The organism is Sinorhizobium saheli (assembly GCF_001651875.1).
GTDB lineage: Bacteria > Pseudomonadota > Alphaproteobacteria > Rhizobiales > Rhizobiaceae > Sinorhizobium > Sinorhizobium saheli.
Map to the genome: position 1 here is coordinate 50,230 of NZ_LNQB01000073.1, position 18,540 is coordinate 68,769.

At 64.8% G+C, this 18,540-nt stretch carries 17 protein-coding genes; 8 read left to right on the plus strand and 9 right to left on the minus strand.

Annotated features, from left to right (window positions below):
- Nucleotides 1-152 precede the first annotated feature (152 nt).
- A complete protein-coding gene (locus tag ATB98_RS13670) occupies nucleotides 153-602 on the minus strand; it encodes a DNA polymerase III subunit chi (protein WP_066874494.1) in 450 nt (149 codons plus the stop codon).
- A 28-nt stretch (nucleotides 603-630) separates the two neighbouring features.
- Nucleotides 631-2,124 (minus strand): leucyl aminopeptidase, encoded by a 1,494-nt coding sequence (locus ATB98_RS13675; RefSeq protein ID WP_066874496.1) that lies wholly within the window; start codon nucleotides 2,122-2,124, stop codon nucleotides 631-633.
- A gap of 348 nt (nucleotides 2,125-2,472) precedes the next feature.
- On the opposite strand from ATB98_RS13675, the gene lptF reads away from it, so the two are divergent.
- From lptF to rsmA, 6 genes are all read left to right on the plus strand, one after another.
- A complete protein-coding gene (lptF, locus tag ATB98_RS13680) occupies nucleotides 2,473-3,645 on the plus strand; it encodes an LPS export ABC transporter permease LptF (RefSeq protein ID WP_066874498.1) in 1,173 nt (390 codons plus the stop codon).
- Nucleotides 3,642-4,724, plus strand: coding sequence for an LPS export ABC transporter permease LptG (gene lptG / locus ATB98_RS13685; RefSeq protein ID WP_066874500.1), 1,083 nt, complete (start codon nucleotides 3,642-3,644; stop codon nucleotides 4,722-4,724). Before lptF ends, lptG begins: the two co-directional genes overlap by 4 nt.
- Complete coding sequence (locus tag ATB98_RS13690; protein ID WP_066874502.1) at nucleotides 4,724-7,069, plus strand: LPS-assembly protein LptD; 2,346 nt, start codon at nucleotides 4,724-4,726, stop codon at nucleotides 7,067-7,069. Before lptG ends, ATB98_RS13690 begins: the two co-directional genes overlap by 1 nt.
- A gap of 199 nt (nucleotides 7,070-7,268) precedes the next feature.
- Complete coding sequence (locus ATB98_RS13695) at nucleotides 7,269-8,213, plus strand: SurA N-terminal domain-containing protein (protein ID WP_066874504.1); 945 nt, start codon at nucleotides 7,269-7,271, stop codon at nucleotides 8,211-8,213.
- Nucleotides 8,214-8,223: 10 nt separating this feature from the next.
- The gene (pdxA, locus tag ATB98_RS13700) at nucleotides 8,224-9,255 is read left to right on the plus strand and encodes a 4-hydroxythreonine-4-phosphate dehydrogenase PdxA (protein ID WP_066874507.1); all 1,032 of its coding nucleotides are present in this window, start codon (nucleotides 8,224-8,226) and stop codon (nucleotides 9,253-9,255) included.
- Complete coding sequence (gene rsmA / locus ATB98_RS13705) at nucleotides 9,255-10,079, plus strand: 16S rRNA (adenine(1518)-N(6)/adenine(1519)-N(6))-dimethyltransferase RsmA (protein WP_066874509.1); 825 nt, start codon at nucleotides 9,255-9,257, stop codon at nucleotides 10,077-10,079. Before pdxA ends, rsmA begins: the two co-directional genes overlap by 1 nt.
- Before the next feature lie 60 nt (nucleotides 10,080-10,139).
- Here the strand turns inward: rsmA and gmk are convergent, their stop codons facing one another.
- The 3 genes from gmk to mltG form a co-directional block, all read right to left on the minus strand.
- Nucleotides 10,140-10,799: a guanylate kinase gene (gene gmk / locus ATB98_RS13710; RefSeq protein WP_066874511.1), complete on the minus strand. Its 660-nt coding sequence runs from the start codon at nucleotides 10,797-10,799 to the stop codon at nucleotides 10,140-10,142.
- Between the two features lie 3 nt (nucleotides 10,800-10,802).
- Nucleotides 10,803-11,690, minus strand: coding sequence for a YicC/YloC family endoribonuclease (locus tag ATB98_RS13715; RefSeq protein WP_066875555.1), 888 nt, complete (start codon nucleotides 11,688-11,690; stop codon nucleotides 10,803-10,805).
- 153 nt (nucleotides 11,691-11,843) lie between these two features.
- Entirely contained in the window at nucleotides 11,844-12,974 is a 1,131-nt protein-coding gene (mltG, locus tag ATB98_RS13720) for an endolytic transglycosylase MltG (protein WP_234781921.1), read from the minus strand.
- Between mltG and ATB98_RS29995 the strand changes: the two genes are divergently transcribed.
- Nucleotides 12,865-13,104 carry a hypothetical protein gene (locus tag ATB98_RS29995; RefSeq protein WP_234781923.1) on the plus strand — a complete coding sequence of 80 codons (240 nt, stop codon included), beginning with the start codon at nucleotides 12,865-12,867 and terminating at the stop codon, nucleotides 13,102-13,104. The two genes, mltG and ATB98_RS29995, sit on opposite strands and share 110 nt — an antisense overlap.
- Nucleotides 13,105-13,411: 307 nt before the next feature.
- Here the strand turns inward: ATB98_RS29995 and fabF are convergent, their stop codons facing one another.
- The 4 genes from fabF to fabD all read right to left on the minus strand — a co-directional run bounded on the left by fabF (nucleotide 13,412) and on the right by fabD (nucleotide 17,180).
- Nucleotides 13,412-14,677, minus strand: a complete 1,266-nt coding sequence (gene fabF / locus ATB98_RS13725; protein WP_066874513.1) for a beta-ketoacyl-ACP synthase II — start codon at nucleotides 14,675-14,677, stop codon at nucleotides 13,412-13,414.
- Nucleotides 14,678-14,896: 219 nt separating this feature from the next.
- Nucleotides 14,897-15,133: an acyl carrier protein gene (locus tag ATB98_RS13730; RefSeq protein WP_003531676.1), complete on the minus strand. Its 237-nt coding sequence runs from the start codon at nucleotides 15,131-15,133 to the stop codon at nucleotides 14,897-14,899.
- A 339-nt stretch (nucleotides 15,134-15,472) separates the two neighbouring features.
- A complete protein-coding gene (gene fabG / locus ATB98_RS13735) occupies nucleotides 15,473-16,210 on the minus strand; it encodes a 3-oxoacyl-[acyl-carrier-protein] reductase (RefSeq protein ID WP_066874515.1) in 738 nt (245 codons plus the stop codon).
- A 25-nt stretch (nucleotides 16,211-16,235) separates the two neighbouring features.
- Entirely contained in the window at nucleotides 16,236-17,180 is a 945-nt protein-coding gene (gene fabD / locus ATB98_RS13740; RefSeq protein WP_066874517.1) for an ACP S-malonyltransferase, read from the minus strand.
- Nucleotides 17,181-17,495: 315 nt separating this feature from the next.
- On the opposite strand from fabD, the gene ATB98_RS13745 reads away from it, so the two are divergent.
- Nucleotides 17,496-18,539 (plus strand): aldo/keto reductase, encoded by a 1,044-nt coding sequence (locus ATB98_RS13745; protein ID WP_066874519.1) that lies wholly within the window; start codon nucleotides 17,496-17,498, stop codon nucleotides 18,537-18,539.
- The last annotated feature ends 1 nt before the right edge of the window (nucleotide 18,540 follow it).

An 18,540-nucleotide genomic window follows, 5' to 3' on the forward strand; every position in this document is an offset into this window, starting at 1 on the left:
CTGCGTTGGCGATTGCCCCTCACCTAGTCCTCTTGCCGCACGCGGGAAGAGGGGACGAGGCGTTGCCGCGAGTCCCCTTCGCTTCGCCAGCGGGGCGAAGGTGGCCGGCAGGCCGGATGAGGGGCAGCTCCGCTCCACCCGGAGGCCGGCGATCACGCCTTCTTCTCCCACCTGCCGTCGCGGTTCTGCTGCCAGTAGGTGAGGTTGTGCCCCTCGGCCTTCAGCCGTTTCCACTGGCTGCGCGCGGCCTCGAGTTGGCTCTGGTCGTAGCCGTCGAACATGAAGACAAGGCGCTCGTAGCCGGAGACCGGCGGCGGCTCGGCGCCGTCGACGACAAAGCGGACAGTTGCGGCGTTCGGGTTCATGTCGTTGGCGACGATCAGGATCGGTTGTTCCGCCGCGAAATCGCCCGCGTCCGTGCCATGCGGCAGGAAGCTGTCGTCGCGATAGACCCACAGATGCGTGTCGAGCGCATCGCGCCTTTCGGCGTCGACCGTCTGCACGACCACGCGCCAACCGCGCTCGATGCTCTTGTCGAGCAGCGGCGGCAGGGCGTCCTCGAGCTTCGATTCGGTCAGGTGATAGAAAAGGACCTCGGTCATGCCGGCCTATCCCCTGCCCCGACGCCGCTCACGACTCGTAGTTCGCGCGGACCAGTTCGTCGAGCAGCCGCACGCCGAAGCCCGAGCCCCAGGACTGGTTTATCTCGTCGGTCGGCGAGCCCATGGCCGTGCCGGCGATGTCGAGATGCGCCCAGGGCGTATCCTTGACGAAGCGCTTCAGGAACTGTGCCGCCGTCACCGAACCGCCATGGCGGCCGCCGGTGTTCTTCATGTCGGCGAACTTGCTGTCGATCATCTTGTCGTATTCCTTGCCGAGCGGCATCCGCCACAGGCGCTCCTGCGTCGTCTGTCCCGCTGCAAGCAACTGTTCGGCCAGCCGGTCGTCATTCGAGAACAGGCCGGCGTAATGATTGCTGAGCGCCACCATGATCGCGCCGGTCAGCGTCGCGAGGTCGATCATGAACTGCGGCTTGAAGCGATCGCTGCAATACCAGAGGGCATCACAGAGGACGAGCCTGCCCTCGGCGTCGGTATTGATCACCTCGATCGTCTGCCCCGACATCGACGTCACGATGTCGCCCGGCCGCTGGGCGCTGCCGTCCGGCATGTTCTCCACCAGCCCGATGATGCCGACGGCGTTGACGCTCGCCTTGCGCGCAGCAAGGACATGCATGAGACCGGTCACGGCTGCCGCGCCGCCCATGTCGCCCTTCATGTCCTCCATGCCGGAGGCGGGCTTGATCGAGATGCCGCCGGTATCGAAGACGACGCCCTTGCCCACGAAGGCTACCGGCTTGTCCTTCGCCTTTCCGCCCTTCCATTGCATGACGACCAGCCGCGGCGGCCTCACCGACCCCTGGGCGACGCCGAGGAGCGCGCCCATGCCGAGCTTCTTCATCTCCCGGTCGGTCAGGATCTCGACATCGACGCCGAGTTTCTCCAGTTCCTTCGCCTTGGCGGCGAACTCGACCGGACCGAGCACATTGGCCGGCTCGTTGACGAGGTCGCGCGCCAGAAACACGCCTTCGCCGATCGCCTGGGCGGTGGCGAAGGCCCTCTTGGCGGCGATCACCGCGCCGGTGACGATGGTGACCTTGACCGCTTTCTGCGCCGCCTTCGGCTCGTCGTCCGATTTCCTGGTCTTGTAGCTCTCGAATGCATAGGCGTTCATCTCCATGCCGAGAGCAAAATCGGCGGCGGCCTTGCCGGAGACCTCGACGCCGGGCGCGTCGAGAAAGACCGTTGCCTTCTCGGCGCTGCGCAGCTTCGCGGCGGCCGCGCCGCCGGCCTTCAGCCAATCATGATCGCCGACAGCGGCGGCGTCGCCAAGACCGAGGAGGACGATCCGGTCGGCCGGCGAACCGTGCGGCGCGATGACGTCGAGGGTGGAGAGCGCCTTGCCGCTGAACTTGCCGACCTTCGCCGCCTTGGCGAGGATGCCTTCCGGATCGGCAACCGCCGCGCCGGCGGGCTCCTTGGCACCTGCGGCCTGCAGGAGGACGGCGACGCCGCCCGCCGGGCGATGGGACTTGCTGAAAGTGAATTCGAATTTCATCGGCATGCGGGGGCTCCGAGCACTTCTGATGTGGTCTGTTACCGGACGGCTACAGTGGCCGACATTCTCGATTGTCGGTCAGGATCAAAGCTGTGGCGCGCACCCTTCTCGCTTTTGAAGCGCTTGGCAAGATGCCTGCACATGTTTACATGCGGTTAACCGAAGTTCTTCGCCTTATATTTTCCCTGTTGCCTCACATTCTGATTTGCGACGCAGGGACGAAGACCGGCACCGATCGGCTGGCGAATCGCGGGAGCGACTTGCGCGCGAGAACGGCACGAAAAGCGGTCACGATGAGCCCGGCGCAGCCGGGAGCATCATGATCAGGATGAGGACCTTGGACCGGATACGGACATGAAGCTGATCGAACGCTATATATTGCGGCGCGCGACGACCATGTTCCTCGCAACGCTCCTGCCGCTCCTCGGGATCGTGTGGACCACGCAGGCACTCGCCAACGTCAACCTCGTCACCGACAGCGGCCAGTCGATCCTTGCCTTCCTTAAGCTCGCGACGCTGATCCTGCCTTCGGTCGTGCCGATCATCCTGCCCTTCGCGCTGGTGATCGGCGTGACGCAGACGCTGAGCGCCATGAACACCGATTCGGAACTCACCGTGCTCAGCGCCGCCGGCAGTTCCCGCATGTCGATCATCCGGCCGGTGGTCTATCTCGCCGTCGGCCTCAGTGCACTTTCCTTCATGATCGACAATTTCGTCGAGCCCTATTCACGCGTCGCCGTGCGCAAGATGATCGCGACGGCCCACGCCGACCTGCTCGCTTCCGTCGTCCAGGAAAATGCCTTCCGGAAGGTGACCGACGGGCTATACGTGCAGGTGGGCGCCCGGCGCAGCGGCGGCGTCCTGCACGGCATCTTCGTCGCCGACGCGCGCGACCCGAATTTCGAGCTCGTCTATTATGCGCGCGAGGGCGCGGTCGACGAGGAGCGCTCGGCGCTGGTGATGAAGGACGGCGAAGTGCATCGCAAGCTTCCGGACGGCGACGTCTCGGTCATCAAGTTCGACTCCTATGCCTTCGACCTGACGGACATGACCAAGATGGCGGGCGAGGCGAATATCCGCGCCAAGGACCGCGACCTCTTCTATCTTCTCAACCCCGACCCGAACGATGCGGCCTACAAGCGGGCGCCGCTCGCTTTCACGGCGGAGCTGCACCGGCGCTTCACCGAGTGGACCTTTCCGCTGCTCTTCGGCCTCATCGCGCTCGTCGTCAGCAGCGACGCCCGCTCGCACCGCGAGGCCCGCGTGCACCCGATGATCAGCGCGCTCGGGGCGGCACTGGTCATCCGCTGGATGACGTTCTACGCCGGCAACAGCGCCGAAGACTCCGCCTGGTTCGTGCCGCTCATGTATTTCATCCCCCTGGGTACCGGTGCCTTCGCGATCCACCAGCTCGCCAACAACCGCCGCCTCGACATCCCCATGACATGGCAGGAAAAGCTCTCCGATCTCATGGTCCGGCTTCGGCTCGTGCGCCCGGCCGGCGCTGACGGGGAACAGCTCCAATGATTCTCGACACGCTCGGGCGCTACTTCTTCAAGCGGTATGCGGTCACCACGTTCTGGTTCCTCGTCGGCATCTTCACGCTGATCTTCATCATCGACTTCAGCGAGCTTACGAGCCGCATGTCGAACCTGCCGCACTACACCGTCGCCGGCGCGCTGATGATGACCGCATTCCGCATCCCGACGATCCTGCAGCAGACCGTTCCCTTCGTGGCGCTCTTTGCCGCCATGGCCGCACTGATCTCGCTCAACCGGCGCTATGAGCTCGTCGTCACACGGGCGGCCGGCATCTCGGTCTGGCAGTTCCTCCGCCCCTTCGTCCTGGGTGCGTTCCTTTTCGGCGTGCTGGCCGTCATCGCGCTCAACCCGCTTGCCGCCTGGGGAACGAAGAAGGCCGAAGCGCTGGAGGCCGAATGGGGCTCGTCCCGCTCGGCCGCGACGAACTCGATTCCGTGGCTGCGCCAGATCTATAACGGCACCGATACGATCATCGGCGCACGCTCCGTCCAGAACGGCGGTACGGAGCTTATCAACGTCACCGTCGTCCACTTCGATCCACAGGGCACGATCACCCTGAGGCAGGATGCGAAGTCGGCGAAACTCGAAGATGGTTACTGGCTTCTTAACGGGGTTGTGGAAAACGAGAGCGGGCGGCTGCCCCGTCGTATGGAAACGGCACGCCTTCCCACCAATCTGAAGCCGGATTTCGTTCAGGAGAGGCTGGCAAAGGCTGATTCCATTCAGTTTTTCGACCTTCGGAAGAAGATCGAGGTCGCCCGATCCTTCGGCTTCTCCACCAACGGCATGGAAACGCAATTCCACTCGCTCCTGTCGCTGCCGCTGCTTCTCGTCGCCATGACGCTGATTGCCGCCTGCGTGTCGCTGAAATTTAGCCGGTTCAACCAATCGCGGTCGGTGATTCTCGGTGGAATCCTTTCGGGCTTCGTGCTTTATGTCGTCACCGTGCTTGTCAAAGCATTCGGGAGCAGCGGCATCGTGCCTCCGTTCGTTGCAGCCTGGCTGCCGGTTGTTGTAGCGATGGCGCTGGGCTCGACGATTCTACTGCATCAGGAGGATGGCTAGTGGCGGTAGGCAACCGCAAACGCATGAAGCTCAAGGCTGCCCTGCTTGCAGGCGTGGCCCTGCATACCCTTGCCATCGGAATGCATGCGCCGGCCATGGCGCAGGACGCAGCAGCGCGAATCAACGAGCTCCAGCCGAATATTGCGCCCGAGGCCAAGCTGCTGCTGACCGCCAATGAGCTTGTCTACAATCGCGACGCGGAAATCGTCACCGTGCGCGGCAATGTCCAGATCGAGTATGGCGGCTACAAGATGGTCGCCCGACAGGTCGAGTACAACCAGAAGACCGGCCGTATTCTCGCGACCGGCGATATCCAGTTGATCGAGCCCGGCGGCAACATCGTCTATGCCGACCGCATGGACGTCACCGACGATTTCGGCAACGGCTTCGTCCAGGCGCTCCGAATCGAGACGACCGATCTGACGCGACTGGCGGCCGAGAGCGGCGAACGGCGCAACGGCGAGGAGTTCGTCCTCAACAAGGCGGTCTATACGGCCTGCACGCCCTGCTCCACCAAGCCGGAACACCGGTCGCTGTGGCACATCAAGGCCCGCCGGATCGTCCAGAGCGACCGCACGCACACCATTCGGCTGGAACACGCCTATTTCGAGCTTTTCGGAAAACCCATCGCCTATATCCCGGTGATGGAGATCCCCGACCATACGGTCAAGCGCAAGAGCGGCTTCCTGTTCCCGCAGTTCCGCTATACGCAGAAGCTCGGCGCCGGCGTCGGCGTGCCCTATTACTGGGCGATCTCGCCCCATATGGACGCGACGATCACGGCCACCGGGCTGACGCGCCAGGGCTTCCTGCTCGAAGGCGAGTTCCGGCAGCAGTTCCACAACGGCCTGCATACGCTCAACGTCGCCGGCATCAGCCAGATGGACCGGGACCAGTTCACGCCGGGGACCGTCGATGCCGAGGAAACGAACCGCGGCATGATCGCGTCGCGCGGCAAGTTCGAGATCAACCCGCGCTGGGCCTTCGGCTGGAACGTTCTCGTCCAATCGGACAACAACTTCGCCAAGACCTACGACCTGTCGACATTCGACGGCACCACCTATGTCAACCAGGCCTACCTGACCGGTCTCGGCAAGCGCAATTATTTCGATCTGCGCGCCTTCTATTTCGATATCCAGGATGCCGATCCCGACAGCATCGCGGAAAACCAGCAGCCGATCGCGCAGGTCCTCGACTATTCCTACACGGCTCCCGTGCCGGTCCTGGGCGGCGAACTCAACGCCGACTTCAACCTGACCAATGTCAAACGCAACCGCCTCGACCGCGACACGACGATATTCGGCGTCGATCGCTTCCGCGGGCTCGAGGGCAGCGAGCACCGGCTGACCGGCGAACTCGAATGGAAGCGGACGTTCATTGCGCCCGGAGGGCTGGTGCTGACGCCGCTGCTTGCGGCGCGCGGCGACGCCATCGGCATCAATATGGACGACCCGGTCGGCTACACCGGGACCTTCACCAGCAGCGACGCGGTGACGCGGCGCATGCTGACCGCAGGGCTCGAGGCGCGCTATCCGATCCTCTTTGCCGGCGAGACGAGCAGCCACGTCCTCGAGCCGATCGGGCAGCTCTACGCTCGGCCCGACGAACAATATGCCGGTGCGCTTCCGAACGAAGACGCGCAGAGCTTCGTCTTCGACGCCACCAACCTCTTCGATCGTGACAAGTTTTCCGGCTACGACCGCATCGAGGGCGGCACGCGCGCCAATATCGGCTTGCGCTATACCGGCAGCTTCGACAGCGGCTACGGCCTGCGCGCCATTGCCGGCCAGTCGTTCCACCTTGGCGGGCTCAACTCGTTCGCGACCGACGACCTCGTCAAGGCCGGCGCCAATTCGGGTCTCGAAACCGACCGGTCCGACTATGTCGCGATGGTCGGCATCGACGCGCCTTCCGGGCTGATGGCGAGCCTTTCCGGTCGGCTGGACGAAAGGAACCTCGCCTTCCGCCGCGCCGACGCGACGGTCGGCTATCTCGGCCTGAACTGGCAGGCGGCCCTGACCTACACGCGGATCGAAGCGCAGCCGCTTTACGGCTCGACCTCCGATCAGGACGAGATCCAGACCGCCGCCGCCTACCGGTTCCATGACTACTGGTCGGTGTTCGGCGCGTTGACCTACGACATCAACGAGGGCGTCGTCTCGCGCAACGGCCTTGGCATCACCTATGATGACCAGGACACGCTGTTCTCGCTCGTCTACAAGCAGGAGCGCGATCCCGACAACTCGCTGGCCAACGACTGGTCGATCGGCGCCCGCATCAGCTTCCGCACGCTTGGCGACATCAATGTCGGCGAGACGAGGTTCGAGGAGCTGGACTACTTCTGAGAAACCGACGCAGGCGTCCGGCGCCTGCCCGTCTCCTCCGCTTCATCGACGAGGGCGCGGCGGCAACCGCCGCGCCACCGTCGGTCTTGTCATCGTTTGGCCGCATGTATTATGCATTTGCCTCACATTGACACCGGGAAGGTGCAAGGCCGGCGGAGTGGCAGACGCCGTTGGCAACGGGCGGCAGAACGAGCAGGGAATGATGATGGGCGGGAAAAACTCGATTGTGAGGATGCTTTCGGCACTGGCCTTGGCGGGGGCGCTGAGCGTTACGGCAGGAACGGCGGCGCGGGCCGCAAGTGCGGTCAAGGTGATCGTCAACAATACGGTGATCACCTCCGGCGACATCGCCAAGCGGGCCGCCTTCCTTCGCCTCCAGCGGCAGGGCGGCGGCGCGGCCGAGGCAAAGCAGCAGCTCGTCGACGAGGCGCTGAAGCGGGCGGAAATCGCGCGGGTGCAGCAGTCCGTCAGCACCGCCGACGTCGATGCGGCCTTTGCGCGCTTCGCCGCCGGCAACAAACTCTCGCCCGAGCAACTCGGCAAGATCCTCGAGCAGGCCGGCGTCGGCGTGGACCATTTCAAGCAGTACATCGCCGTTCAGATGAGCTGGCCGCGCGTCGTCAACTTCCGCTACGGCAGCGCCAATCGTCTTTCCGGCGGCGACCTCGTCAAGCGCATGATGGAAGACGGCGGCAACAAGCCGGTCACGACGGAATATTTCCTCCAGCAGGTCATCTTCGTCATTCCGGAATCGAAGCGCGGCAAGATCACGGCGAAGCGGCAGGCCGAGGCGAACGCCTCGCGTTCTGAGTTCCCGGGCTGCGACACCTCGAAGGCCTTCGCGGCCAACTATCGCGACGTCTCGATCCGCAATCTCGGCCGCGTGCTCGCACAGCAGTTGCCGGATGACTGGAAGCCGCTGGTCGAGAAGGCCGGCGACGGCACGACGACCGGAACGCGCGTCACCGAGAAGGGCGTCGAATATCTGGCGATTTGCAAGAAGCGCCAGGTCAATGACGACACCGCCGCCGAGATCGTTTTCCGCGCCGAGGATCTCGGCAAGAAGAAGGCGGGCGGAGAGGACCCGAACAGCGAGAGATACCTCGAAGAGCTGCGCGCCAAGGCGCAGATCGTCAACAAGTAAGCGGGTCGCCATGAACGACGCGAGCGGCAGGCCGGTCGTCGCCCTGACGATGGGCGATCCGGCCGGTATCGGTTTGGACATCAGCCTTGCCGTATGGGCGCGACGCGTCGAGCGGCCGACGCCGCCCTTCCTCTTCATCGGCGACCCTGCGGTGCTTTCGGCGCGCGCCAGGGCGCTCGGGCAGGCCGTGCCGATAACGGAAACCGACTGTAGCGGCGCAACTGCCGCCTTCGCGCGGGCCCTGCCGGTGTGGCCGGTCCGCTGCCCCGCTCCCGTCGTCGCCGGTCGCCCGGACGCGGCCAATGCCTCCGCCGTCACCGATGCGATCGACACGGCCGTGCGGTTCGCGATCGCCGGCGAAGCCTCGGCCGTCGCCACGAATCCGATTGCGAAGGCGGTGCTCTACGAGGCCGGCTTCCGCTTCCCCGGCCATACCGAATATCTCGCGGACCTCGCCGCCAAGGCGACCGGCGCCGCACCCCTGCCGGTGATGATGCTGGCAGGGCCGAAGCTCCGCGCCGTTCCCGTGACGATCCATATTCCGCTCAAGGACGTTCCCGGCGCGTTGACGCCGGAGCTGATCTACAGGACCTGCACGATCACGGCCGCCGATCTCAAGAGCCGCTTCGGCTTGCCGAGACCCCGGCTGGCTGTCGCGGGGCTCAACCCGCATGCGGGCGAAGGGGGAGCGCTCGGCCTCGAGGACGAGGCGGTCATCCGCCCGATCATCGATCGGCTCCGCGCCGAGGGGCTCGACGTCGTGGGGCCGCTTCCCGCCGATACGATGTTCCACGACCGGGCACGGGAGACCTACGACGTCGCCATCTGCATGTATCACGACCAGGCGCTGATCCCCGCCAAGGCACTCGGCTTCGACGACAGCGTCAACGTCACGCTCGGCCTGCCGTTCATCAGGACGTCGCCGGATCACGGCACCGCTTTCAGCCTTGCCGGCAAGGGAGTCGCGCGCGAAGACAGCCTCCTGGCGGCTCTGCGCCTCGCCGCCGAACTCGCCGGCCATGCCGATGGAGATCAACGCTGATGGCGGCACTCGACGGTCTGCCGCCGCTGCGCGACGTCATCCAGCGCCATGGTCTCGACGCGAAGAAGGCGCTCGGGCAGAACTTCCTGCTCGACCTCAACCTCACCCAGAAGATCGCGCGGACCGCCGGCCCGCTCGACGATGTGACCGTCATCGAGGTCGGCCCCGGGCCGGGCGGCCTGACGCGCGCCATTCTCGCCCTCGGCGCGAAGAAGGTCGTGGCGATCGAGCGTGACGCGCGCTGCCTGCCGGCGCTCGCCGAAATCGGCGCCCATTATCCCGGGCGGCTCGAGGTCGTCGAAGGCGATGCGCTGAAGGTGGATTTCGAGGCGCTCGCCGACGGTCCCACCCGCATCATCGCCAACCTCCCCTACAATGTCGGCACGCAGCTTCTCGTCAACTGGCTGCTGCCCGGGCGCTGGCCGCCCTTCTGGCAGTCGATGACACTGATGTTCCAGCGCGAGGTGGGACTGCGCATCGTCGCCGGCGCCGACGACGACCACTACGGCCGGCTCGGTGTCCTCTGCGGCTGGCGGACGAAGGCGCGCCTCGCCTTCGACGTGCCGCCGCAGGCCTTCACGCCGCCGCCGAAGGTGACCTCGACGGTCGTCCATCTCGAGCCTGTCGCAGATCCGATCCCCTGCTCCGCGGCTTCCCTCGAGAAGGTGACGCAGGCGGCCTTCGGCCAGCGTCGCAAGATGCTCCGCCAGAGCCTGAAGCCGCTCGGCGGCGAGGCGCTGCTCGCGAGAGCGGAGATCGACCCGCAGCGACGCGCGGAAACGCTCACGGTCGAGGAATTCTGTCGATTGGCCAATTGTCTTTAAGCGGGCAGGCGCACGGTAAGGGGCGCACCTCCCTTTCGACCCGTCTCGGGTCGGAGCGCTTCAGAACGGATTTTCGGTCAGCAATCCGTTAACGAATTCGAACAGGCCGGGACGGCGGTCGCGGCGCAGGCGCTCGGCTTCGACGATCGCCCGCACGGCCGAGAAGGCGCGGTCGAGATCATCGTTGACGACGATGTAGTCGTATTCCCGCCAATGCTCGATTTCCGCGCGCGAATTGGTGAGCCGGGTCGCGATGACTTCCTCGCTGTCCTCGGCGCGCCGGTGCAGCCGCGACTGCAGTTCGGCCATGGTCGGCGGCAGGATGAAGATCGACACGACGTCGCCCGCCATCTTCTCCTGCAATTGCTGCGCGCCCTGCCAGTCGATGTCGAACAGCATATCGCGGCCTTCCGCCATCGCCTTTTCGACGGCATCGCGCGGCGTGCCATAGAAATTGCCGTGCACTTCCGCCCATTCGAGCAGCGAGTCCGTCGCCCGCAGCGCCTCGAACTCACGGATGCTCTTGAAATAATAGTGCCGCCCCTCGATCTCGCTCGGCCGGCGCGCTCGCGTCGTGACACTCACCGAGATGCTCAGCTCCGGATCGGCTTCGAGCAAGTTGCGCGCGATGGTCGACTTTCCCGCGCCCGACGGCGAGGAAATCACGAGCATGAGCCCGCGGCGGGCGATCTTGATGGGCGAAACGGTCGCCGGCGTCATATCCTACTCCAGATTCTGGACCTGTTCGCGGAACTGGTCGATCACCACCTTCAACTCGATACCGGCGGCGGAGACGGCGGCGGCATTCGACTTCGAGCAGATCGTATTCGATTCGCGGTTAAATTCTTGTGCAAGGAAATCCAGCTTGCGCCCGACAGGTCCGCCTTTCGCCAGGAGATCGCGCCCGGCGGCGATGTGCGAGCCGAGGCGGTCGATTTCTTCCCTGAGGTCCGCCTTCGTGGCAAGCAGCGCCACTTCCGCATGCAGCCTTTCACGGTCGATGGAGGCGGCGTTGTCGAGGATGAGCGCCACCTGCTGGGCCAGCCTTTCGGCAATCGCCGCCGGACTGCGCGACGGATCGTTCTCCACCGTTGCCGTCAGCTGTTCGATGCGATCCAGCTGGGCAAGCAGCACCTGCCCGAGCGCCCTGCCCTCCTCCTCCCGCATGGCCCTGAGGTCGGCAAGGGCGAGTTCCAGGCCGGCGAGGATTTCGGCATCGAGCGCCGCGCGCTCGCTCTCGCTTTCCTCCGGTTCGCGAAAATCGACGATGCCGCGGAGCGACAGCAATGTGTCGAAGCGCAACGGCGCCGGATCGACGAGGTCGCCCAGTTGTTCGCGAAGCTTCAGGACGGCTGCGAGCGCCTCCCTGTTGACGACGGCTTCCACGGCCGTTTCCGCGCCATTGAGCGAGAGGGCGACCTGCAGGTTGCCGCGCGAGAAATATTGCGAAGCAAGGCGCCGGCAATCCTGCTCGAGGCGTTCGAGCCCCGGCGGCAGGCGAAGCCGCACGTCGAGCCCCTTGCCATTCACCGAGCGCAATTCCCAGGCCCAGCGATAGCGGCCGCTGCTCCCCTCTCTCCTGGCAAAGCCGGTCATCGATTGGAGCGGCATCATTTCCTCCATTCGCTGCCGCGGGTCTCAGTGCCGATCACGGACCAGACACGCAGCGATGTAAAAATGCGGTGCAGAAGCAATAAGGCCGCGGCGCGGCATCCCGCAAGGGATATCCGCGCCGCGGCCCTGTCGTCCACATGCAGTCTCGTGTTACTGCGCCTTTGTCTCGGTGATGGCGTCCTCGGCTGCCGCCGCGGCCTTGGCGGCTTCTGCAGCCTTTTCCGCCTCGAGCTTGCGCCAGCGCCGGACATTGGCGTTGTGCTCGTCGAGTGTCTCGGCGAAGACGTGCCCGCCGGTGCCGTCGGCGACGAAATAGAGTTCGGGCGTGCGCGACGGATTGGCCACGGCTTCGAGCGCCGCCCGGCCCGGATTGGCGATCGGCGTCGGGGGCAGGCCCTTGATGAGATAGGTGTTGTAGGGGGTCTCCTTGTCGAGATCCGCCTTCAGGATCGCGCGGTCGCCCGGTTTGCCCTCGCCGCCGAAAATGCCGTAGATGATCGTCGGGTCGGACTGCAGCCGCATGCCTTTTTCCAGCCGGTTGAGGAAGACCGAGGCGACGCGCGGCCGCTCGTCGGCGCGCCCCGTCTCCTTTTCCACGATCGAGGCAAGCGTCACGAATTCCTCGACCGAAGAGACCGGCAGCCCTGGCTCACGCTTCTCCCAGATCTGCGCGACCAGCGCCTTCTGCGCCGCAAGCATCTGCTGGACGATCTCCGTCCGCTTGGTGCCGCGCGTGAACTTGTAGGTGTCCGGCTTGAGCCAGCCCTCTGGCGGCAACTCCGTCGGCAGCTCGCCGGTCAGCACGGGGTCGTCGGCGAGCTTGCGGAACATCTGCTTGACGGTCAGCCCTTCCGGCAGCGAGACGGAATAGAGGATCGACTTGCCGGATTTCAGGAGCTGCATGATCTCCTGCATCGAGGCGCGGGCCTTGATCTCGTACTCGCCGGCCTTCAGCGTATCGTTGTCGAGATAGGCTTCGGAGACGAAGCGGAACACGCGGCTGTCCGTGATGATGCTGTTGCGTTCAAGGCCGCTGGCGATCTCGCTGATGCCGGCGCCGTTGCGAACGATGAAGTTCTTGTTCGCCTCCAGCGGGCCCGGCTTCTCGTATTCGTGCATCGCGTAATAGACCGCACCGGCCGCCGCAAGCGCCACGAAGACGACCACGGTCATGACGAAGTTCAAGAAGATGACGACCTGGCTGCGCGCCTTGCGCGAGCGTTTCGGCGGCTCGGGCACTTTTTCCGGGCGCAGCGCTTCGTTTGCCGACTTCGGAATGATCGGCCCGTTGCTCCCGGCTTCATTGCGGCCGAACTGGGCCGCGCTGTTATCGTTTGAGTCGCTCACGATTATCCCGAACCCGAAATTCGCAATTTCATTCATACCGCAGCCGGTGCGAATTTCGGCTTAGACCGGCAGCCAGCGAGATGTGTCAGAGCAATGGGTATATACTACAATTACCAGATGTGCCTTGCGCGAATATAGCCCCGCGAAAACAGCCCTTGGCGAGCGGCGCTCCAGGCGCCTTCTCCTCCGCAGAGAGCTTGTAGCGAGCATTGCGGCAAAAAGCAGGACTGGAACACCGAGCCGATGCGGGAAGGGAGAAAAATGCCCCGGATTATCCGGCCCCATTCCCAGCCCTCGGGACCAGTTTCATGGATGCCGCCCAAACCCTGTCGAGTTTCGGGCGACACGCATTAAAACGCATGCGGCAGGCATCAATTGCCGCTGTAGCGACGCAGGATCAGCGATGCGTTGGTGCCGCCGAAACCGAAGGAGTTCGACAGCGCCACGTTGATTTCGCGCTTGCGGGCGGCATGCGGCACAAGATCGATCTTCGTCTCGACCGACGGGTTGTCGAGGTTGAGGGTCGGCGGCGCGATGTTGTCGCGAATGGCAAGCGCCGAGAAGATGGCCTCGACCGCGCCGGCGGCCCCGAGCAGATGCCCGATCGCCGACTTGGTCGAAGACATCGAGATCCTCGACGCGCTGTCGCCGACGAGTCGCTCGACCGCCCCGAGTTCGATCGTGTCGGCCATGGTGGAGGTGCCGTGGGCGTTGATGTAGTCGATGTCCGCCGCCGTGATGCCGGCGCGCTTCAGCGCCATCTGCATGCAGCGGTAGGCGCCCTCGCCGTCCTCCGACGGAGCGGTGATGTGGAAAGCGTCGCCGGAGAGGCCATAGCCGATGACTTCGGCATAGATCTTGGCGCCGCGGGCCTTCGCGTGCTCCAGTTCCTCCAGAACGACGATACCCGCGCCCTCGCCCATGACGAAGCCGTCCCGATCCGCATCATAGGGGCGAGAGGCCTTTTGCGGATTGTCGTTGTGCTGGGTCGAGAGCGCCTTGCAGGCGGCAAAGCCGGCGAGCGAGATGCGGCAGATCGGCGATTCGGCACCGCCGGCCACCATCACGTCCGCATCGCCGAGCGCGATCAGGCGACTCGCGTCGCCAATCGCATGCGCGCCGGTGGAACAGGCCGTCACGACCGAATGGTTGGGACCGCGCAACCGGTGGCGAATGGAGACCTGGCCGGAAGCAAGGTTGATCAGGCGGCCGGGAATGAAGAAGGGGGAGATGCGGCGCGGCCCCTTGTCGCGGAGCGTATAGCCCGCGTCGACGATGCCTTCCAGACCACCGATGCCGGAGCCGATCAGCACGCCGGTCGCAATCTGGTCCTCATCGCTTTCGGGCTTCCAGCCGGCGTCGGCGAGCGCCATGTCGGCGGCGGCCATCGCATAGACGATGAACGGATCGACCTTGCGCTGCTCCTTCGGCTCCATCCAGTCGTCAGCATTGAACGTGCCGTCCGAACCGTCACCGAAGGGAATGCGGCAAGCGATCTTGGCGGGAAGGTCCTCGACCTCGAACTCGGTGACCTTGCGGGCCGCGTTCTGGCCGGCCAGAAGCCGCGACCAGCTAACCTCGGTTCCGCAACCCAAAGGAGATACCATGCCGGTACCGGTGATAACGACACGTCTCATACCCGTGACCCATCCTGACCGTTCAATTCAAGCACCGGATCGGACCACGCGTGACGATCCGGACCCGTGCGAGCATTCCAATTCCAGTAAATGACGATCAGAGGGAAAGGCGGGAGCGCTTTGCTGATCGCAACCCGCAGCCAAGGCGGGCCAGCCCACTTCCCCAGGGCTGCACGGGCCGCAAGCTGCGGCCCGCCGTTGGCCTCGAGCCCTGAAGGATCAGGCCTGGGCCTTTTCGATGAACTTGACGGCGTCGCCGACGGTCAGGATCGAATCCGCCGCATCGTCCGGGATCTCGACACCGAATTCTTCTTCGAATGCCATGACCAGTTCGACCGTGTCGAGCGAGTCCGCGCCGAGGTCATCGATGAAGCTTGCGCCTTCGCTGACCTTTTCGGCATCGACGCCAAGATGATCAATAACAATTTTCTTCACGCGTTCTGCGATATCGCTCATGTCGGAGTTCCTCGACCTTATGTTTCTCTGCGGCGCCGCTTGCGGCACCGGTACTTTCATCACGCCTGATAGACCAAGATGGCCCACCGGGCAATCCATCCAACCGAAACCGCGGAAACCCAAGGCAGCAAGGGCTGCCGGACACCAGGCCGGACCGGTCGACTGCGCACAGTCATTGGCCCGATTAACACGGTTTAAGTCTGCCGCAAAGTCCGAAAATGCCCGACATTCGCTTGGTCAACATTGAATTTCAGGCATTTGGCATCGACAAACAAAGGCACCGATCGGCAGTTCCGCGACCGAGCGGATCGCGCCGGACAGCGCCCCCTGAAGCCCGTGTCAGATCATTGCCATGCCGCCATTGACATGAATGGTCTGGCCGGTGACATAACCCGCTTCGTTCGAGGCGAGATAGACGACCGCCGAGGCGACCTCCGCGCCGGTTCCCATGCGCCGCATCGGGATCGCAGCCATGATCCCTTCCTTCTGCTTCTCGTTCAGCTTGCCGGTCATGGCGCTTTCGATGAAGCCGGGGGCGACGCAGTTGACGGTGACGTTGCGCGTCGCGATTTCCTGCGCGAGCGACTTCGAGAAACCGATCATGCCGGCCTTGGAGGCGCAGTAGTTGGCCTGGCCGGGATTGCCGGTGACGCCGACCACGGAAGTGATGTTGACGATGCGGCCGAAACGGCGGCGCATCATCGGGTGCGTCAGTTCGCGCGTCAGGCGGAAAACGGCCGTCAGGTTGACCTCAAGGACATTGTCCCAGTCGTCGTCGCTCATGCGGACGAAGAGGCCGTCCTTGGTGATGCCGGCATTGTTGACGAGGATGTCGACCCCGCCGAGGTCGGCTTCCGCCTTCTCGCCGAGCGCCTTGACCTCGGCGCGGTCGGACAGGTTCGCCGGAAAGATGTGAACGCGCTCGCCGAGCGTGTTGGCGAGAGCCTCCAGCTTTTCGACGCGGGTGCCATGCAGTCCGACAATGGCGCCCTGCGCGTGGAGCAGGCGGGCGATTTCCTCGCCGATGCCGCCGGTTGCGCCGGTTACGAGAGCCTTGCGGCCGGAAAGATCAAACATGGATTTCTTCCTTACAATAGTGCGTTCAGGCCAGTAGGGCGGCAAGCGCCGTGTCGACGTCGGCGGGGGAATTGACGGCAATTCCGGTGACGGTCTTGTCGATCCGCCGGGCAAGTCCCGTCAGGACCTTGCCGGAGCCGATCTCGTAAAGCGTCGTCACGTCATTGGCGGCGAACCATTCGACCGTCTCGCGCCAGCGCACCTGTCCCGTCACCTGTTCGACGAGCAGCCGGGCGACCTCGCCCGCGTCGCTGACCGGCGCGGCGAGCACGTTCGCGACGACCGGCACGATCGGATCGCGCTTTTCGACCTTGGCGAGCGCCTCGCGCATGGCTTCGGCGGCGGGCGCCATCAGGGCGGAATGGAAGGGCGCCGAGACCGGCAGCATCAACGCGCGCTTGGCGCCCTTTTCCGAGGCGAGTGCGGCCGCTTTCTCGACGGCCTGCTTCTCGCCCGAGATCACCAGCTGGCCGCCGCCATTGTCGTTGGCGATCTGGCACGATCCGAGCCCCGAGGCCTCGCCGCAAACCGCTTCGACGTCGCCGTGCTCCAGGCCGATGATCGCGGCCATCGCGCCCTTGCCGACGGGAACGGCCGCCTGCATCGCATTGCCGCGGATACGCAGGAGCCTCGCCGTGTCGGCGAGCGAGAAGGTGCCGGCGGCACAGAGCGCCGAATACTCGCCGAGCGAATGGCCGGCGACGAAGGAGACCTTGCCCTTGAGGTCGAGGCCTCTCGCCTCGAGAACGCGGATCACCGCCATCGACACCGCCATCAGTGCCGGCTGGGCGTTGGCGGTGAGCGTCAGGGTCTCTTCCGGTCCGTTCCACATGATGTCGGAGAGCTTCTCGCCGAGCGCCTCGTCGACTTCGGCAAAGACGGCGGCAGCCTCCGGAAAGGCTTCGGCCAGATCCTTGCCCATGCCGACGGCCTGGCTGCCCTGGCCGGGGAACGTGAATGCGATGCTCATCGAGAGTGCCCCTTCCCTGGGTGTTTCCTGTTCGAGCGGATGCGGGGTGAACACGGTCCCGCGCTCTTTGTACCCGCCTCGTCTTGTCTTCTCCATTCACATTCCTGGACGGCAAGTCAAGCATAGGCGCCCCGTTCGCATGCCGCGCTCGGGCTTTTGCCCTTGATCTTCGTCAATCAAGGCGTAAGTTTGCCACGCTTGCCGCCGTGCCCGCCCGATGCCTCCCGGTCTCGCGGGCCGCCAACCCATCATTCCAAGGCGGCGCGCCCTCTCCTCCCGCCGGCGCGCGCCCGCCTACACAAGGAACGCAACGTCATGCGCTACAACACGCTCGGCCGCACCGGCATCAAGGTCTCGGAAATCTGCCTCGGGACGATGACCTGGGGGTCACAGAACACGCCGGCGGAAGCCCACGAACAGCTCGATCACGCTTTCGAACATGGCGTCAACTTCATCGATACGGCCGAACTCTACCCGACCACGCCGCTTTCGGCGGAGACCTATGGCAACACCGAGCGCATCATCGGCGACTGGCTGGCGGCCCGCGGCCGCCGCGACCACGTCGTGCTGGCAACCAAGGTCGCCGGCTCCGGCCGGCCTTACATCCGCAATGGCGGGCCGATCACCCCGGAGGGAATCGACGAAGCACTCGATGCGAGCCTCAAGCGGCTGAAGACCGACTATGTCGACCTCTACCAGCTTCACTGGCCGAACCGCGGCCATTATCACTTCCGCAACGCATGGTCCTACGATCCGTCGCGCCAGGACCGGGAGCAGGTCGCCGCGGATCTGAAGGCGATACTGGACAAGCTTGGCGATCTCGTGAAGGCGGGCAAGATCCGCGCCATCGGGCTTTCCAACGACACGGCCTGGGGCACGATGAAGATGCTCGAGCTGGCAAGGAGATTCGACCTGCCGCGCGTGGCGACGATCCAGAACGAGTACAACCTGCTCTACCGCGCCTACGATCTCGATCTTGCCGAACTGTCGCACCACGAGGAGATCGGCCTGCTCGCCTATTCGCCGCTCGCGGCCGGGCTCCTGACCGGCAAATATCTTGACGGGGCAAAGCCCGCCGGCTCGCGCCTTTCGATCAACGGCGACCTCGGGGGCCGCTTCACGCCGCATCAGGAACCGGCCGTCGCAGCCTATGTCGCGCTCGCCCGCGAGCATGGCCTCGATCCGGCGCAGATGGCGCTCGCCTTCTGCCTCACGCGCCCCTTCATGGCCTCCGTCATCATCGGCGCGACGTCGACGGAGCAACTGAGGACCGACCTCGGCGCCGCCGACCTCACGCTGTCGCACGACGTCATGAACGGCATCCGACGCCTGCACCGGCTCTATCCGGCGCCGATCTGAG

What these genes read in the sequence shown, in the direction of transcription:
- ATB98_RS13670 (WP_066874494.1), bottom strand. Translation starts at nt 602, where the DNA reads ATGACCGAGGTCCTTTTCTATCACCTGACCGAATCGAAGCTCGAGGAC.
- fabD (WP_066874517.1), bottom strand. Translation starts at nt 17,180, where the DNA reads ATGAGCATCGCATTCACGTTCCCCGGCCAGGGCAGCCAGGCCGTCGGC.
- ATB98_RS13730 (WP_003531676.1), bottom strand. Translation starts at nt 15,133, where the DNA reads ATGAGCGATATCGCAGAACGCGTGAAGAAAATTGTTATTGATCATCTT.
- ATB98_RS29995 (WP_234781923.1), top strand. Translation starts at nt 12,865, where the DNA reads ATGACGAAGTTCAAGAAGATGACGACCTGGCTGCGCGCCTTGCGCGAG.
- ATB98_RS13675 (WP_066874496.1), bottom strand. Translation starts at nt 2,124, where the DNA reads ATGCCGATGAAATTCGAATTCACTTTCAGCAAGTCCCATCGCCCGGCG.
- fabF (WP_066874513.1), bottom strand. Translation starts at nt 14,677, where the DNA reads ATGAGACGTGTCGTTATCACCGGTACCGGCATGGTATCTCCTTTGGGT.
- pdxA (WP_066874507.1), top strand. Translation starts at nt 8,224, where the DNA reads ATGAACGACGCGAGCGGCAGGCCGGTCGTCGCCCTGACGATGGGCGAT.
- ATB98_RS13745 (WP_066874519.1), top strand. Translation starts at nt 17,496, where the DNA reads ATGCGCTACAACACGCTCGGCCGCACCGGCATCAAGGTCTCGGAAATC.
- lptG (WP_066874500.1), top strand. Translation starts at nt 3,642, where the DNA reads ATGATTCTCGACACGCTCGGGCGCTACTTCTTCAAGCGGTATGCGGTC.
- ATB98_RS13715 (WP_066875555.1), bottom strand. Translation starts at nt 11,690, where the DNA reads ATGCCGCTCCAATCGATGACCGGCTTTGCCAGGAGAGAGGGGAGCAGC.
- rsmA (WP_066874509.1), top strand. Translation starts at nt 9,255, where the DNA reads ATGGCGGCACTCGACGGTCTGCCGCCGCTGCGCGACGTCATCCAGCGC.
- fabG (WP_066874515.1), bottom strand. Translation starts at nt 16,210, where the DNA reads ATGTTTGATCTTTCCGGCCGCAAGGCTCTCGTAACCGGCGCAACCGGC.
- lptF (WP_066874498.1), top strand. Translation starts at nt 2,473, where the DNA reads ATGAAGCTGATCGAACGCTATATATTGCGGCGCGCGACGACCATGTTC.
- ATB98_RS13695 (WP_066874504.1), top strand. Translation starts at nt 7,269, where the DNA reads ATGATGATGGGCGGGAAAAACTCGATTGTGAGGATGCTTTCGGCACTG.
- gmk (WP_066874511.1), bottom strand. Translation starts at nt 10,799, where the DNA reads ATGACGCCGGCGACCGTTTCGCCCATCAAGATCGCCCGCCGCGGGCTC.